General features: G+C 58.5%; 13 protein-coding genes. 9 read left to right on the top strand and 4 right to left on the bottom strand.

The features are described 5' to 3' along the window. Nucleotides 1-121: 121 nt before the first annotated feature. The 3 genes from GOB93_RS05055 to GOB93_RS05065 are packed head-to-tail and all read left to right on the top strand — an operon-like array spanning nucleotide 122 to nucleotide 4,173. Nucleotides 122-1,825 carry a TonB-dependent receptor plug domain-containing protein gene (locus tag GOB93_RS05055; protein WP_173582414.1) on the top strand — a complete coding sequence of 568 codons (1,704 nt, stop codon included), beginning with the start codon at nucleotides 122-124 and terminating at the stop codon, nucleotides 1,823-1,825. Nucleotides 1,826-1,843: 18 nt separating this feature from the next. Continuing rightward, nucleotides 1,844-2,806 (top strand): ABC transporter substrate-binding protein, encoded by a 963-nt coding sequence (locus GOB93_RS05060; RefSeq protein ID WP_173582415.1) that lies wholly within the window; start codon nucleotides 1,844-1,846, stop codon nucleotides 2,804-2,806. Nucleotides 2,807-2,847: 41 nt separating this feature from the next. After that, nucleotides 2,848-4,173: an NtaA/DmoA family FMN-dependent monooxygenase gene (locus GOB93_RS05065; RefSeq protein ID WP_173582416.1), complete on the top strand. Its 1,326-nt coding sequence runs from the start codon at nucleotides 2,848-2,850 to the stop codon at nucleotides 4,171-4,173. A gap of 35 nt (nucleotides 4,174-4,208) precedes the next feature. Here the strand turns inward: GOB93_RS05065 and GOB93_RS05070 are convergent, their stop codons facing one another. Beyond that, nucleotides 4,209-4,754 carry a hypothetical protein gene (locus tag GOB93_RS05070; RefSeq protein WP_173582413.1) on the bottom strand — a complete coding sequence of 182 codons (546 nt, stop codon included), beginning with the start codon at nucleotides 4,752-4,754 and terminating at the stop codon, nucleotides 4,209-4,211. 565 nt (nucleotides 4,755-5,319) lie between these two features. Between GOB93_RS05070 and GOB93_RS05075 the strand changes: the two genes are divergently transcribed. Continuing rightward, on the top strand, nucleotides 5,320-6,753 hold the full coding sequence (locus GOB93_RS05075) for a cytochrome ubiquinol oxidase subunit I (RefSeq protein ID WP_338422297.1): 1,434 nt from the start codon (nucleotides 5,320-5,322) through the stop codon (nucleotides 6,751-6,753). A 3-nt stretch (nucleotides 6,754-6,756) separates the two neighbouring features. After that, a complete protein-coding gene (cydB, locus tag GOB93_RS05080; RefSeq protein ID WP_173582418.1) occupies nucleotides 6,757-7,803 on the top strand; it encodes a cytochrome d ubiquinol oxidase subunit II in 1,047 nt (348 codons plus the stop codon). On the opposite strand, the gene GOB93_RS22370 is transcribed toward cydB, so the two are convergent. Beyond that, a complete protein-coding gene (locus tag GOB93_RS22370; protein WP_456304260.1) occupies nucleotides 7,804-8,214 on the bottom strand; it encodes a hypothetical protein in 411 nt (136 codons plus the stop codon). It abuts the gene before it with no gap. 162 nt (nucleotides 8,215-8,376) lie between these two features. On the opposite strand from GOB93_RS22370, the gene GOB93_RS05090 reads away from it, so the two are divergent. Further along, nucleotides 8,377-9,105: a CHAP domain-containing protein gene (locus GOB93_RS05090; protein WP_173582573.1), complete on the top strand. Its 729-nt coding sequence runs from the start codon at nucleotides 8,377-8,379 to the stop codon at nucleotides 9,103-9,105. 594 nt (nucleotides 9,106-9,699) lie between these two features. On the opposite strand, the gene glyA is transcribed toward GOB93_RS05090, so the two are convergent. After that, nucleotides 9,700-10,986, bottom strand: a complete 1,287-nt coding sequence (gene glyA / locus GOB93_RS05095) for a serine hydroxymethyltransferase (RefSeq protein ID WP_173582420.1) — start codon at nucleotides 10,984-10,986, stop codon at nucleotides 9,700-9,702. Between the two features lie 267 nt (nucleotides 10,987-11,253). On the opposite strand from glyA, the gene GOB93_RS05100 reads away from it, so the two are divergent. Both GOB93_RS05100 and GOB93_RS05105 read left to right on the top strand, forming a co-directional pair. Then, complete coding sequence (locus GOB93_RS05100) at nucleotides 11,254-12,705, top strand: APC family permease (RefSeq protein ID WP_173582421.1); 1,452 nt, start codon at nucleotides 11,254-11,256, stop codon at nucleotides 12,703-12,705. Between the two features lie 211 nt (nucleotides 12,706-12,916). Beyond that, complete coding sequence (locus GOB93_RS05105; protein ID WP_173582422.1) at nucleotides 12,917-13,765, top strand: SDR family oxidoreductase; 849 nt, start codon at nucleotides 12,917-12,919, stop codon at nucleotides 13,763-13,765. 619 nt (nucleotides 13,766-14,384) lie between these two features. Here GOB93_RS05105 and GOB93_RS05110 read toward each other — a convergent pair. Further along, nucleotides 14,385-14,891 carry a peroxiredoxin gene (locus tag GOB93_RS05110; protein WP_242010563.1) on the bottom strand — a complete coding sequence of 169 codons (507 nt, stop codon included), beginning with the start codon at nucleotides 14,889-14,891 and terminating at the stop codon, nucleotides 14,385-14,387. Nucleotides 14,892-15,290: 399 nt separating this feature from the next. On the opposite strand from GOB93_RS05110, the gene GOB93_RS05115 reads away from it, so the two are divergent. Further along, entirely contained in the window at nucleotides 15,291-16,313 is a 1,023-nt protein-coding gene (locus GOB93_RS05115; RefSeq protein ID WP_173582424.1) for an NAD(P)/FAD-dependent oxidoreductase, read from the top strand. Nucleotides 16,314-16,353: the final 40 nt, after the last annotated feature.

The following is a 16,353-nucleotide window of genomic DNA, read 5'->3' on the forward strand; positions in this document are numbered from 1 at the left end:
GATACTGCGCTCGGGTGATTTCAGTCCAGGCCATCTTGATCTCATCAGGTTATCGCAAACCCATGAATCATAACCCGCTGAAATCACTCAACTCATTTTCGGTCAGACACTCAGCGGCCAGATGTATCACGCTGATCATTACGTAACCGGCTCACGGGATTACCGTCCGCAGGACTACAATTTCAGCCTCCCCGAAGAAACACGGGAATCTCTTGCTATCGAAGCAGGGCGCGACATCACCGAAAATATCAGATCATATCTTAATATTACTTACATGCATCGGCACATTCAGAATTACATGACAAACCGCATCGCCTCCGTCCTGCCGGAAGTCTATCCCTACGGATTCAACCCATCCGTCGTGAACGAGGAAAACGATTATGCCGCAACCCTCGGCCTCACCGGCGATAATCTCTTCGGGGGTTTCCACTGGGATCTGAGTACGACCTATGGTGCCGACGAAAGCAGACTTTCAACGATTAACTCAGCAAATCTCAGTTATTACGCCACGTACGGATACACACCAACGAAAGGTTTCACGGAAGCCTACAGAAACGCACAATGGACCAATAATTTCGACGTTACCCGCTCCTTCAGCGTCCTGACACGCCCCCTCAAACTCGCCTTTGGTGCCGAACACCGCCTGGAAACCTATACGATCACATCGGGGAACGCCCCCACCTGGCAGCTTGGTGGCCTGCAGGGTGCGCCGGGTCTTACTCCCCAGTCTGCCGGAAACTGGAGCCGCGACGTCTGGGCCGGCTATATCGACGTCGATATCTCACCGGTCAGAAGGCTTGATCTCGATTTTGCCGGTCGCTTCGAACATTATACAGATTTCGGAAATTCCGAGAGTGGCAAGATATCTGCCCGTTACGAAGTTTCGAGGCGTCTCGCCTTCCGCGCCACCATCAGTAATGGTTTCCGCGCTCCTACTCTTGCTGAACAGCATTTCAGCAGCCTCAGCGTCACCCCTACCGGGGCCGCCGGAAGCCTCGCCGTCGATTCAGAAGCTGCCCGCCTCCTTGGCGCCAGCGCACTCAAACCGGAGCGTTCAACCAATGTCAGTGCCGGCGTTGTCTTCGAACCGTTCCCGCTCCTGCATGTCACCGCAGACGTCTATCAGATCAATATCCGCGACCGCATTGTCGGCGGTGGCAACTACAGCGGCGCCATAGCCGAACAGGCCATCGGGCTGACCGGGATCGCCCTGCCTTCCGGTCTCGATCCGGCCGATGTCACCGCCAATTACTTTTCAAACGGTGCCAGCACCCGGACACAGGGCGTCGACATCAACATCGACTACACCACTCGTTTCGGCCGTTTCGGGCGGGTCGACTGGTCCGCCGGAATCGATCTTAACCGAACCCGCCTGCATCACCTCTCGAATGATACAAACGGACAGCCCCTCCTGAACGCCCAGGCCATCGGCTGGCTGACAACCTCCATGCCCCGCAGCAAGATCATCCTCAATGCCCGCTGGACCATCGGCGAATGGGATGTGAACGTCCGCCAGACCCGTTACGGCCAGACCACCGGGAATATGACCTACCAGATCGCCGCCCCGGCGGACATCCGTTATTCCATTGAACAGTTCGCGCAGTTTGAAAACAAACCATGCTGGATGACTGACCTGGAAATCACGCGCCACTTTCTGTCTCACCGCCTGCACGCCACTCTCGGCATCAACAATCTTTTCAATGTTCGCCCCCGCAAACTCCCGCTCATCCTCCGTTATGAAGGCAATTCAATCTATGACACCTCCTCGTCCGGTATCCCTATCTCCGGGTCTTATTACTACACCCGTGTCGGATTTTCCTTTTAGAACAAGGGACGAAATCTCATGACGACGTCCGGAAAAGCAATCACTCGCGGCAGGCGGCAGATTCTGGCAGGAGGTGTCGCAACCCTCCTGGCAACGGTCACGTCTCCTCTTTGCGCCGCGCCGTCGCACACGCTGCGCATCAGCGCGCAGGAATCATCTATTTTGTTCCAGATCGCCCGGTCACGGAATCTTCTCGTTCCTTCTCTGCACGATTCCGGTTTTGAAATCGTCTGGAGCACACTTGGACATTCTCCCGCCGAAATGGGACAGGTGGACTTCCTCAGCGACGTAGCCGAGGCCGTTCCCACCTTCATCCACCGGTTCTTTCCCGATCTGGCGCTCTACGCCGCGGAAGGCCCCAGCCCCCATGCCCTGGGCATCCTGACCCGCAAAGACAGGAACATAACCTCTCTCGCGGCCCTGGCCGGCCACTCCGTCGCCGTCGCGAAGTCCGGGAGCGCCCTTGATCTCCTCATCCTCTCCCTGCAGCAAACGGGACTGAAACTTTCTGATATTCACACGGTCTTTCTTCCGGAACCCGGATGCCTCCAGGCGTTCCGAAACGGTTCCGTCGATGCCTGGGCGACATTCGATCCGTTCCTCACCTTCGGGCGCGCCCTGCCCGAAGCCTCCGTTCTGACAGATGGCGCCGCCGCCGGCATGCACTACAACCGCTATTACATGGCCGACCGCAACTTCGTCCGGGACAATCCGCAAACCATCCCGCTCATCCGCGCCGGCCTGCGGGACGCCGCCACCTGGATCACAGGCAACAGGGAAGAGGCTGCGAAGATCCTCTCCCGACAGTGGCAGAATATGCCAGACGATATCGTCTCTCAGGTTCTCAGGAACAGGAATTTTTCTGTCAGAGCCGCCAGTCAGTCCGATATCGCCGCACTTGAAGCCATAGCAACCCGATACACTGCCGCCGGTATCCTCGCCCCTGGCAGCGACATGAGCACGATCCCGCTTATCGGATAACGATATCCGAAAGCCCGAGCATCCCGGAGAAAGAACAGATCATGACAAAGAAACAGATCAGACTTGGCGTCATACCCACCGGTGTCGGCGGTCCGGGTGCCTATAACCGCTGGCTCGATCCGGAGATTCCACCAGACGCCAGCGTGAACATCGACTGGTACATTGATATCGCGAAACAGGCCGAAGCGGCAAAGTTCGACTGGATCTTCATCGTCGACAGCCAGTTCATCACCCCGCAGTCTCCGCCTCACTATCTCAGCCGCCTGGAACCACTCACCCTGCTCTCCGCTCTCGCCGTCGTCACCCATCATATCGGTCTCGCCGGCACGCTCAGCACTTCATATAATGACCCGTTCAATATCGCCCGTCGTCTCGCCTCTCTCGATCTCATCAGTCATGGACGGGCCGGATGGAATGTCGTCACCACCGGGGACGCCGGAACCGCAGGCAATTTCAGCCTCGAAGAGCATTACGATTACGAAACACGTCACGCCCGCGCCGCCGAAAGCATCGAGGTCATTCGCGGTCTCTGGCGTTCCTACGAAGAGGGCGCTCTTCCGCGTGACCGCGTCCGGAAGAAATTTCTTGATGCTTCAAAGTTGCGCACGCTTGGTCATAAAGGAAAATATTTCAGCGTTACCGGCCCCCTGAACATCGAACGGTCGCCGCAAGGCGAACCCGTCATTTTCCAGGCCGGCGATTCAGAACCAGGCCGGAATCTGGGAGCACAATATGCCGACGCTATCTTCACCCATGCCACGACACTCGAAAATACCAGAGAATTTCGACAGGATTTACGCTCTCGCGCTGCACGTGCAGGCCGCGATCCCGACAGTCTGCTGATCGCTCCCGGCATCAAATTCGTCATTGGCGATACAGACGCTGAAGCGCGCGACATCGCAGGTCATTACGACGAAACCGACCACAGCTTCGAACAGGCGCTCGGGGAGTTCGGCCGTCTGTTCGGCTGGCACGATTTCACACGCTATGATCCCGACGCGCCTTTCCCGACTGGCGTTCTGAAATTTGCGGAGCGAAGCTGGTACACCGGCGCAAAAAAGATCACCGAACAGGCCCTCGCGGAGAACCTCACACTCCGGCAGGTGATCGAACGTACACAGAAAGGCAACAAGGCCGCCGTTGGCAAAGGCACCCCCTTCATCGGCTCGGCCCTCACCGTCGCCGACGAAATCACGCACTGGTTCGAAGAAGGCGCATTCGATGCCCTGAATATCTATCTCGAACATCCCTCTCAGTTCCGGCGTCTCATCAATGAAGTGCTGCCCCTCCTCAGAGAGCGGGGACTGATCCGCAGCAGCTTTACCGGCACAACCCTGCGCGACAATCTCGGTCTCACTGTTCCCTGATCCCGCCTCTCTGGCAGCATCTCAGGAAGAACACCCTACCACTTAAACCGCACACCCGCCGTCACCGCCGTCGATCCTACATTGCTGCCGGTATTCGTTTCGCGATGTCCGGCAAACGTATTGATCGTCAGATCCATACCTTTCACGCCCTTCACCGGATAAGCCAGCGTCACCGTCCTGCCATGCTCTAGCAGCGACGGACTCGCATCCGAGTGCTCCACAGCGAACGGCCCCACATGAGAGAAATCGTGCGAATCAAATTTCGCACTCAGATCCAGCCGTGGCGCAGTGACATAATACTGATCCGCTGCAATCTGCGCATTCACCCTGTTCGCCGCCTGCGCTGCCCCGTCAGGCTTCACACCGGCTGTCGTCTGGCCCCTCTTCGTCCCGGCATCGATCCCGCCGCTCTTTCGCCCATCCGACTGCGACGGCGGCATGAAATAGCCGCCCTCCTCTCCGCGCGCCGCAGGACCACCAGCCAGAAGAAGCGGCACCATCAGGCAGACCGCCGACGAAAAACCCCGATACGGCACAGACGCCAGATCCGACCTCGCCCCCCATCCGCGCATATCCAGCATTTTACGCCCCGAACTGTGACTTTGGCATCACAGAAAAGAAAAAAGTTTATCGAAGCAAATCAGCAAATGTATCATTCCGATACAAAGCGCTCTGGCCTCTTTTTTCAAAACGCAAACAGAACAAATGGGATTTCCTATGGAGACGCCTTTACGTCTTCACATTTAAATAGTACGTATTATAATAATTTCATAATTAATGAATTTCATTAATTAAAAGGATCACTTCATGTCCCTGAAACACTTCGTGATGCATCCCCCGTCCAACCCGCGGCGTTGCCTTTACTAACAACCCGTAAGAATCCCTCCATACACAGTTGTGTTCAGCCATGTGTATGCGCGCATCATAAATCAGACTTATGATGCGATAAAAAGAAACAGTTTGTCATAATTCCGATGGAAGCCTAGTTTCTTTCGAAGATTACAAATGAATCCCGAGTTCATTCTGCGTTACTTCTTACATACCATCAGAAATAACGTTCTGAATAATAAATATTCGCTGAATATATACATGATAAGACCAAAAAAAACCACACATATCCCCGTTTTCTCTAACCGGAGTAATCCCGTGACCGGAGCCGACGCCCTCTTCCTGGCACGACTGCAATTCGCCTTTACAGTCGGATTCCACATCGTCTTTCCCGCCTTCTCCATCGGGCTGGCCGCCTTCCTCGCCGTCCTCGAAGGATTGTGGCTGAAGACAGACAAACAGGTCTATCTCGACCTGTTTCAGTACTGGCTCCGCGCATTCTCCATCGTCTTCGGCATGGGCGTCGTCTCCGGTCTCGTCATGTCCTACGAGTTCGGCACCAACTGGGCGCAGTTCTCCCAGAAAGCCGGTCCCATTCTCGGCCCCCTCCTCGGCTATGAGGTCATGACCGCCTTCTTCCTGGAGGCCGGCTTCTTGGGAATCATGCTGTTCGGCATGAACAAGGTCGGGAAGAAACTGCATTTCTTCGCTACCTGCGTCGTCTCCCTCGGCACTCTCATCTCCATGAGCTGGATTCTGTCCTCCAACTCCTGGATGCAGACCCCGCGCGGCTATGCCATCGAACCCGGAACCGGGCGCTTCATCCCGGAGAACTGGTGGGCCATCGTCTTCAACCCTTCCTTCCCCTTCCGCCTCACCCATATGGCGCTCGCCGCCTTCCTGTCTGTCGCCTTCGTCGTCGGCGGCGTCGGCGCATGGCATCTGCTCCGCGCGAAACGCAGCGGAAACCAGCCGACAGAAGCGGTCAAAGTCATGTTCTCCATGGCCATGTGGATGGCCGCCATCGTTGGCCCGTTGCAGATCCTCGCCGGTGACGCACACGGTCTGAACACGCTGAAATATCAGCCTGCCAAAATCGCCGCGATGGAAGGCGACTGGAATTCAGAAGGTTATGCCCCGGAACTGCTCTTTGGCATCCCGGACATGGAAAATGAGGTCACGAACTACAAAATTGCCATTCCCTACGTGGGATCGCTGATCCTCACCCACAGTCTCAGCGGCAAGGTCCCGGGCCTTAAAGACTACCCGAAAGACCAGCGCGCACCGTCCTACGTGGTGTTCTTCAGCTTCCGCATCATGATCCTGCTCGGTGTTCTCATGGCGGCAACCGGCCTCTTCTCGCTCTGGCTGCGCCGGAAAGGCGCCCTCTGGACAAACCCACTGCTTCTTCGCGCAGCCCTGTTCCTGACCCCGGCAGGCTTCATCGCCCTGCTCTGCGGCTGGGTCACCACCGAAGTCGGCCGGCAGCCCTTCACGGTCTATGGCCTGCTCCGCACCACCGACAGCGTCTCTCCCGTTCCCGGCGCCAGCATCGGCTTCACCCTCGCCGCCTTCGTCGCCGTTTACTTCATCGTCTTCGCCTCCGGCATCGGCATCCTCCTGCGCGGCTTCGCCGAGGAACCGCATCAGGGCGAAACCGGCCCTGACGCCCATCATCCGCAACGCGCCGCCTCCATGGCGTCCGCCGTTTCAGACACCGCAGCCGCCGGTCACACCGGTTCAGGAGAATAACCGATGGATCTCGCGACAACCGGCCTCACCGGCGCGGCTTACTGGCTCCCCATCGTCTGGGCCGTCCTCGCCGCCGCCGCCATCTTTATCTATATCGTCCTCGACGGTTTCGACCTCGGTCTCGGCATGCTCTTCCTGGCCGAGCCCGACAAGAAACATCGCAACATCATGATCCAGACCGTCGCCCCGGTCTGGGACGGCAACGAAACCTGGATGATCTTCGGCGGCGCCGCGCTCTATGGCGTCTTCCCCAACGCCTACGCCACCATCCTGCCCGCGCTCTACCTGCCGGTGCTCATCATGCTGTTCGCGCTCATCCTGCGCGGCGTCGGCTTTGAATTCCGCTCCCGGATGCACACCGAGCAGACCAGAAACCTCTGGGATATCGGCTTTTGCCTTGGTTCCTTCGTCGCCACCTTCATGCAGGGGATCATTCTCGGAACCCTCATCTCAGGCATCAAAATCGAAAACAACGCTTTCGCCGGCAGCAGTTTCGACTGGCTCGCTCCCTTCCCCCTCTTCTGCGGCCTCGCCGTCGCCTGCGGCTATGCCCTGCTCGGCGCAACCTGGCTGATCTGGCGCACCGAAAGCGATCTTCAGGCCACCATGCGCAGATGGGCCGGCTTCCTGTCCCTCGCTATGCTCGGCATGATCGCCGCCGTCTCCGTCTGGACCCCGGCCCTGCACGCCACCTACATGCAGAACTGGACCACCTGGCCCCGCATCCTCTACGTCGCTCCGGTCCCCGTCGCGGTCATCACACTGGCTCTCGTCATGTTCCAGGCCCTGCGCGGAAAAACCTCGCGTCGTATTCCGTTCTTCTGCGCGCTCGGCTGGTTCTTCCTCGCCTTCAGCGGCCTCGGCATCAATATCTGGCCTTATATCGTGCCACCTTCGATGACGATCTGGCAGGCTTCGGCTCCTCCCGCCAGCCAGACTTTCCTGCTGGTCGGCGCCGCCGTCCTCCTGCCTCTGATCCTCAGCTACACCGCCTTCGCCTATCACGTGTTCCGCGGCACGGTGAACGAGCACAGTGAAAGCTATCACTGACTAAAGAACCACCACGAGACCCATCATCATGCAAAGAAGAACTGTGAACCAGGCAATCGAAAAATCTCTCCCGGTCAAACTTGCCTGGTTCGCAGGCCTCTGGTTCGCCGGTGTAGCAAGTCTCGCAGTAGTCGCGACGATACTCAGACTCGTCATACACTCCTGATTGCCGGTACCGGCTTCTCTGATCGTTACGAATCCGGACAGTGCTTCCGCACTTCGGACCGTGCCAGAGTAGCCAGTCTGGCAGGCAAACACTTCAGACAGAACCGCGATGCTTACAGCCGGAACAGGATCAGTGGCGTCCGGCAAATACTCATTTATATCCTCTCCATCCAGACCGAATCTCCTATTCCAGGCAGCAATGCCCCATACGCCAGGCGGCAGATCGCCACGTAAAATCACGTCCATATTGCTTCTCTATGATAGGATTTATTTCCTAAAATTACTGGCGATACTTTTTGCCAGCGACTATCTGCAAAACCTTCAGAAAGCTCAGCCCCAGGGCCTTGTCAGATCAGCATTGCGCTTGCTACGCAGATCAGGAAATTCAAAGAGATGAGGCACTGCGACATGCGGCTGGGCGGACTTGGGTTTAAACAGTTAAGTTTAACTGCCGTCGCAATCGCTTCCGTCTTCAGTGCCGCCAAACCATCAACTGCTTCTGCTCACACAAGAGCCCACCTCCATCACCGCTCTGGTGTCAGAAGCATTCGTTTTGCTGCTGCACACAGTAACTGGCACAGCTATCGTCCTTCGTCAGGACATGTCATTCAGTGTGTAGCATTCGCCAAAGCTGAATCAGATATCGCTCTGCCTGGAAACGCCCGTGACTGGTGGAGCAACGCTGCCGGTCGCTATGCGAGAGGTCAGGCACCTGAATCCGGAAGCGTCCTTAACTTTCGCCCAATCCGGCGCATGCCACTGGGACACGTCGCAATCGTCACCGGCACTCTCAACAGCCGCGTTATCACGATCGACCAGTCCCACTGGGGGCAGAACAGCATCTCGCGCAATGTGCGTGTCGTCGATGTCTCTCCGGATAATGACTGGTCCGCCGTCCGCGTCGAACTGAATGGCAAAACTGGCACTTTCGGCTCCATCTATCCAACATACGGCTTCATCTACCCAAGACCTGAATACGGCTCTCAGGTCATGACTGCCGATAGCCCCTCCGCCCAGCAGGCCGCCGCGCAGTACGCAGAAGCAGCCCCCACAGCCGGCACTGTTGAAAACCATTACCTGGCAACCAGTTTTTCAGATCACCATGTCCGCAAAACGATTCACCGCAGACGCCGGTAGCACCAAAAACTCCGGCCTGTGAGCAGGCCAGAACAACTCTGAATCTTCATTTATTTTACAAATGATTTTCAGGAGCCAGGAGCTGTTCTGAAGAAGGAATTACTCCTTCCGGACAACCCCACAAAATAAGACATTGTCGTCCTCTCATGCCAAGGCCTGTATTTTCAATGTAACGGCTTTTTTCTTTATAAGCATTAGAACACACTGCAAGTCTCCCTGCTGAGCACACCCTGATACAGCAAAATTCTGCCGTGCCTGAGCCACATTCACATCAGCCACATCATCAGAATTCCACGTCCGAAATATTTTTCAGATCCTGCTTTGCTAAATCATCCAATATCTGAAAAGCGCTCAGCCGGCCGCTGACCGGATCAGCTCGTATCTCCGACAGAAAACCATAAAAAAAGCGTTTGTATACTTTGCGAATAACAGGCGCTTTGATTCCGGTTTATTAAACTTAAACAGGTAAAGAACAGAACCCCGCTCCGTCTCCTGTTGCAAAAGATTAACCACAAAAAAAGCCGGATCCCCAGCAGGACCCGGCCTCACATTCTCACAAAAAAGCCCCGCCCTGAAACAGACGGAGCCTTCCCCTCACTTATAGATCGGGAACCTCGCGCACAGCGCCTTCACGCGCTCATGCACCGCATTCTCCACTGCCGCGTCCCCCTCGCCGCCCGAAGCGGCCAGCGCCGTCAGCACCTCATCAATCATCTCGCCAACAGCCCGGAACTCCGCCTCACTGAACCCCCGCGCCGTCGCCGCCGGGCTGCCCAGACGAATACCGGACGTCACCGCCGGCTTCTCCGGATCAAACGGCACCGCATTCTTGTTCGCCGTAATGCCCGCCCGCTCGAGCGCCTTCTCGGCCGCCTTGCCGGTCACCTTCTTCGGACGCAGATCCACCAGCAGCAGATGGCTGTCCGTGCCCCCCGTCACCAGATCGAACCCGCGCTCCAGCAGAACCTCGCCCAGCACCTTCGCATTCGCCGCGACCGCCTTCTGATAGTCCGCAAACTCCGGACGGAGCGCCTCGCCGAACGCCACAGCCTTCGCCGCAATCACATGCATCAGAGGACCACCCTGCAGACCAGGGAACACCGCCGAGTTGATCTTCTTCGCCAGCGCCTCGTCATTCGTCAGGATCAGACCACCACGCGGACCACGCAGCGTCTTGTGCGTCGTGCTCGTCACAACATCCGCATACGGCAGCGGGCTCGGATACAGCCCCGCCGCCACCAGACCGGCGAAATGCGCCATGTCCACCATCAGCTTCGCGCCAACTTCATCAGCCACCTTCCGGAACCGGACGAAATCGATCACCCGCGGATAGGCCGAGCTGCCGGCCACGATCAGCTTCGGCTTATGCTCGCGCGCCAGAGCCTCCATCTCGTCATAGTCCAGCAGCCCGTCCTGACGCCGCACGCCATACTGAACCGCATTGAACCACTTGCCGGAATAGTTCGGCGCCGCGCCATGCGTCAGATGCCCGCCCGCCGCCAGGCTCATACCCAGAACCGTATCGCCCGGCGCCACAACCGCCATGAACGCCGCCTGATTGGCGTTCGCGCCGGAATGCGGCTGCACATTGGCAAACCCCGCACCAAAGATCTGCTTCACGCGCTCAATCGCAAGGACCTCGACCTTATCGACATCCACGCAGCCGCCATAATAGCGCCGGCCCGGATACCCCTCGGCATATTTGTTGGTCAGAACGCTGCCCTGAGCCTCAAGAACAGCACGGGAGACCATGTTCTCACTGGCAATCAGCTCAATGCCATCCCGCTGCCGAACAAGCTCGTCCCCGATCGCAGAGGCGACGTCCGCATCCACCTCACCCAGAGAAGACCCAAAAAAACGATGCAGATCCGTGTCGCTCATTTGCAAAATCCCTGTCCACGAGCTTCAGCCATGCAGAAAAGCCTCCCTATGCCAGCCGGGAGGCCCCCTGCCATCCGCGCGCTTGTAGCCCGTCCGGCACCGGAAAACCACCGCCAAAACCACAGCCAGAGCCACAACCGGAACCATCGCAGCCCCCGGCCCGTCACCTGCGCAGTCACGACAAACCCGCGACAAACTCCGCGGCAGCCGCTATTCACACACCCGTAACAAACATCCAGACGAACAAGAGCCGGAGACCATCCGTTCATGCCCCGACCGACGAGCCCGTCAGCCCTGAGCACCCTCTTCCGGCTCAAACCCGTCACCACAGAGGATGACAGCGGCCTGAAGCGCGTCCTCGGCCCCGCCAGCCTCGTCGCGCTGGGCGTCGGCGCCACCATCGGCGCCGGTCTGTTCTCGCTCACCGGCATCGCTGCCGGCGACAATGCCGGACCCGCCGTCACCCTGTCCTACCTCATCGCCGCCATCGCCTGCGGCTTCGCCGGACTCTGCTACAGCGAACTCGCCAGCATGATCCCCGTCTCCGGCAGCGCCTATTCCTACGCCTATGTCGCCATGGGTGAACTCGTCGCCTGGATCATCGGCTGGGACCTCGTTCTCGAATACGCCGTCGGCGCCGCCACCGTCTCGGTCAGCTGGTCAGGCTACATCACCTCCCTGCTCGCCGAATGGGGCATCCATCTCCCCGCCCGCCTCACCGCCTCTCCCTTCGAAACCATCCCTCTCCCCGACGGCACCACCACAACCGGCATCGCCAACGTCCCCGCCGCCTTCATCATCGCCCTCGTTTCGCTGATGCTCATTCGCGGCACGTCAGAGTCCGCCAGAGTCAACGCCGTCATCGTCACCATCAAACTGTCCGTCATCGCCGCCTTCATCGGTTTCGGTCTGCCCTATATCGACACCGCCAACTACCATCCCTTCATCCCGCCCAACGAGGGCACCTTCGGCCATTACGGCTTCTCCGGCGTTATGCGCGCCGCCGGCACCATCTTCTTCGCCTATATCGGCTTCGACGCCCTCTCCACCGCCGCCCAGGAAACAAAGAATCCGAAGCGCGACATGCCCATCGGCATCATCGGAAGCCTGCTCGTCTGCGTCCTCGCCTATGTCAGCTTCTCTTTCGTCCTGACCGGCATCGTGAACTATAAGGACATGATCGGAGACCCCGCCCCCGTCGCCACCGCCATCGACCGCACCCACGCCACCTGGCTCAGACTCGCCGTGAAATTCGGTATCCTCGCCGGCTTCACCTCCGTTCTGCTCGTCCTCCTCCTCGGCCAGAGCCGCGTCTTCTTCGCCATGTCAAAAGACGGTCTGCTGCCGCCGCTGTTCAGCAAAACCCACAAACGCTTTCATACGCCCTGGCTGTCCAACCTGTTCTTCATGGTCATCACCGGCGTCCTCGCCGCCTTCCTGCCCATCGCCGAACTCGGTCACATGACCTCCATCGGAACCCTGCTCGCCTTCACCATCGTCTGCGCCGGCGTTCTCATCCTCCGCCGCACCACGCCGGACATGGAACGCAAATTCCGCGTCCCCGGCGGCCCGGTCATTCCCATCCTCGGCATCGCCTCCTGCCTGACCGTCATGATCTCCCTGGACAGCCTCACCTGGCTCCGCCTCGTCGTCTGGCTCGCCCTCGGCGCAATCATCTATTTCGGCTACAGCCGCCGCCACAGCCTGCTGAACCGCTGAGACCTAGGCCGGGGCATTCCGCCCCGCACCAACAGCACCAGTTCCGTTCCCACGCTGACACACGGACGCCTGTTCACAACAGTCACGGCACTGCCCGCACGCAGTGCCGTTGTCTCACCAGCTGAACCATCACGCTCTCCGCATGTTAAAATCACGACGCCGTCGCAAAAAACAACAAAACGGCGTTTGCCCCTCATCGCGGAGTCACAGCATGTCAGCAGGCACCATCCTCATCACCGGAGCCGGCACCGGCTTCGGCAAAGAAGTCGCCCTGCGTCTGGCCGAACAGGGCCACAGCGTCATCGCCGGCGTCGAAATCGCCGCACAGGTCAAATCCCTCCAGGACGAAGCCGCCGCCCGCAACACCCGGCTGCGCATTGAGAAGCTCGATGTCACCTGCCCCGGCGACCGCCACAAGGCGTCCGGCTGGGATGTCGGCGTCCTGCTGAACAACGCCGGCATCTCGGAAGGCGGCTCGATGGTCGACATCCCCGCCAGAAATCTGCGGCATCAGTTCGAGGTCAACGTCATCGGCCCCGCCCTGCTCACCCGCGACATCGCCAGAAAAATGGCCGCGAAGAGAAAAGGCAAAATCGTCTTCATGTCCTCCGTCGCCGGCCTGACCACAGACCCGTTCGCCGGTGCCTATTCCGCCTCCAAACACGCCATCGAAGCCATCGCCTCCGCCCTGCAGCAGGAACTCCGCGAATTCAGCGTCGAGGTCGCCACCATCAATCCCGGCCCGTTCCTGACCGGCTTTAACGACCGGATGTTCGAAACCTGGAAAAGCTGGCTGGATGACCCCACGAAACGCCTGTTCGATTACGCAAAGATCGCCTTCCCCCACGAACAGTACGACCCCGAACCCGTCTTCGAGACCACCATCGGCGTCCTCACCGGCCAGATCGGCACCTACCGGAACGTCGAGCCGAAAGACATCATCGGCCAGCAGAAAGAACAGCTGGAAGCCACCTGGTCCCTCCGCTCCGCCGATCATCTCGGAACACGCGCGGAACTTGTGCAGAAAGCTTCTGAAATCAGGCCAGCCACACCCGTGTAGTATCGGACAATGCAAACCGGCTGCGAAACCAGTGTCAGTTCATCGAAATTTCGTACGGTTCGCACCGGAAAGACCGGAATGTTGTTGATACCCACGCGCCATTTAGCGCTCCGCGGAAGCATGATCTGCAACGGGAGACTACGGATCATCCACGGCGCGAAATGCGTTCATCAGCGCGTCCTGCATCAGCTGATGAGGAGAAAACCTCCCCGGCCCACAGAAATGCGACACCGGCGAGAGCCGGCACTGTGGCAACAACGCCGAGGCGCAGAACTGCGCCGGACCTTACTGAGATGCGCAGGCAGCCTGCTTTTCATGGGATCACTTCATCAGGTGGCCAAGCCGGCACTATGGAGGATAAAGTCCAGGAAAGCGTGGTCAGGGAACTATTATGTCCTATGACAATGAGAGGCGATCACCATCGGCGTCTCAGGAGAAAACAGTTCTGAAAAGCTCCGCCGGCGTCATACGACAGTTTGTCGCTCGTGATATGCGAAAGAGCCCGTTTACCCGGCCGGCAGCAACGGCCTGGAAGAGCCCGCGCATTAACGAAGCATGCCACGGGAAAGTTGCTTTGGTGAGCCGTGCGGATCACACGATCGAAAAAGAACATTTCCGTTTAATGCGTATGTCCGTTCTTCCATGTTTGCAGCGCAGCGAGCGTCCGGGTCACATGCTCGTCGGGTGAGCGGTCGGAGTAACTCATCAGAATCCGGCCATCTGGTGCAATCACATACGAAGTGCGGTTCGCATGTGTGCCGCTCGCCATCTTAGCATCGTATTCACCGGTCACTTCACCCTTTGGATCCGCTGCCACCGGGAACTTGCTACGGCACTCACTGACGGAGAAGCGGCGCAGTTTATCGATCTCGTCCATCGAAACGCCAATGACGCTCGCGCCAAGCGCATGGAACTGATCCATCGCGTCAGCGAAATCATGTGCCTCGATCGTGCAGCCCGGCGTAAATGCGGCCGGATAAAAATACAGCACGACCGGCCCCTTTTTCAGTGCGCCTGCCAGCGAATATGTAAAGTCTCTGCCACCCATACTGGCCTGTAGTGTGAAAGAGGGTGCCGCCTGCCCTACAGGGAGTGCGGCGCGAGCGGCCTGTCCGCCGGCCAGCATCAGTATTGTGACGGCAACAAGCGCAAAAACGTGACTTTTCATAATGGCAGTTCTTTCCGTTGAGTCCGGGCATGTCAGTATAATGCCACCAACGGCGGGACGACGTCATCATTGCCGCAATATACTCCGTGGACGCCAGACCAGAAGTCAGTTCAGGAGATGAATAAAGTCTGCAGCGAAGTCATTCACGAAGGCGCTTAGGAAATATGGATAGGGCCGAACGGTGGTCACGTTGCGCGGGACAGGACTTTAATTTTCGCCTGCTGCAAACCCGCACAACAGTTCCTCATCGGTCCAGGAATGTTCCGACATTGCGTCCCGCCCCCGTCTGTCGCACATATCCTCCGAACCCATTCGGCCCGGACTACCGGCCCCATAGCAGACAGGAGCAGCGCGACTATGGCAGGCGAAACGATCACAACAGACGTCGCCATCATCGGAGCAGGTCCGACCGGCCTGTTCGCTGCTTTCGAATGCGGAATGCTCAAACTGAACAGCATTCTCATCGACGCCCTCGCCGATATCGGTGGCCAGTGCACCGCGCTTTACCCTGAGAAACCCATCTACGACATTCCGGCGCTTCCAGCCGTCGAAGGTGCGCGCCTGATCGAAAACCTCGCCGAACAGATCGAGCCCTTCGATGTTCCGCGCCTCCTCGGCCGACGTGTCGAGACACTCACCGGTCACCGCGGCGCCTTCACGCTTGGCACCAGCAAAGGCGACACCATCCATGCCAGAGCGGTTATCATCGCCGCCGGGGCCGGAGCCTTCGGTCCCAACCGGCCGCCGCTCGAAAACCTCGAAGCCTTTGAAGCCACCGGCGGCGTCCAGTATTATGTCCGCCGCCGCGCGGATTTCGCTGATAAAACCCTCGTCATCGCCGGCGGCGGTGACTCCGCTCTTGACTGGGCGCTTTCACTCCGCGAAGTCGCCCGCAAAATTTATCTCGTCCATCGTCGCGACAAATTCCGCGCCGCGCCGGAGAGCCTCCGTCAGCTCGATGAAGCTGTCACCAAAGGCGAGATTGAGAAAATTACCCCTTATCAGCTGAAATCCCTGAAAGGGAAGGAAGGAACGCTCTCCGGCGTCGAACTCGCTACCCTTGATGGTGACACCCGCCTTCTCGACGCCGATCATCTTCTGGCATTCTTCGGCCTCGCCACCGATCTCGGCCCGGTCGCCCAGTGGGGCATGGACCAGATCCGCTCCACAATCCCCGTTACCCCCTCGACCTGCGAGACCAGTCTTCCCGGCGTCTTCGCCATTGGCGACGTCGCCACCTATCCTGGCAAACTGAAGCTCATCCTTCAGGGCTTCAGCGAGGCCGCCATGGCTGCCCACGCCATCTACCCGATCATCAATCCGGACCAGGCTCTCCATTTCGAATACTCCACCAGCAAGGGCGTTCCAGACACGAAATGACCGGTGGCGCCTCCTGCCGGGGGCGCTATACTGTGGCGCT

It is taken from the genome of Acetobacter musti, assembly GCF_011516835.1.
GTDB lineage: Bacteria > Pseudomonadota > Alphaproteobacteria > Acetobacterales > Acetobacteraceae > Acetobacter > Acetobacter musti.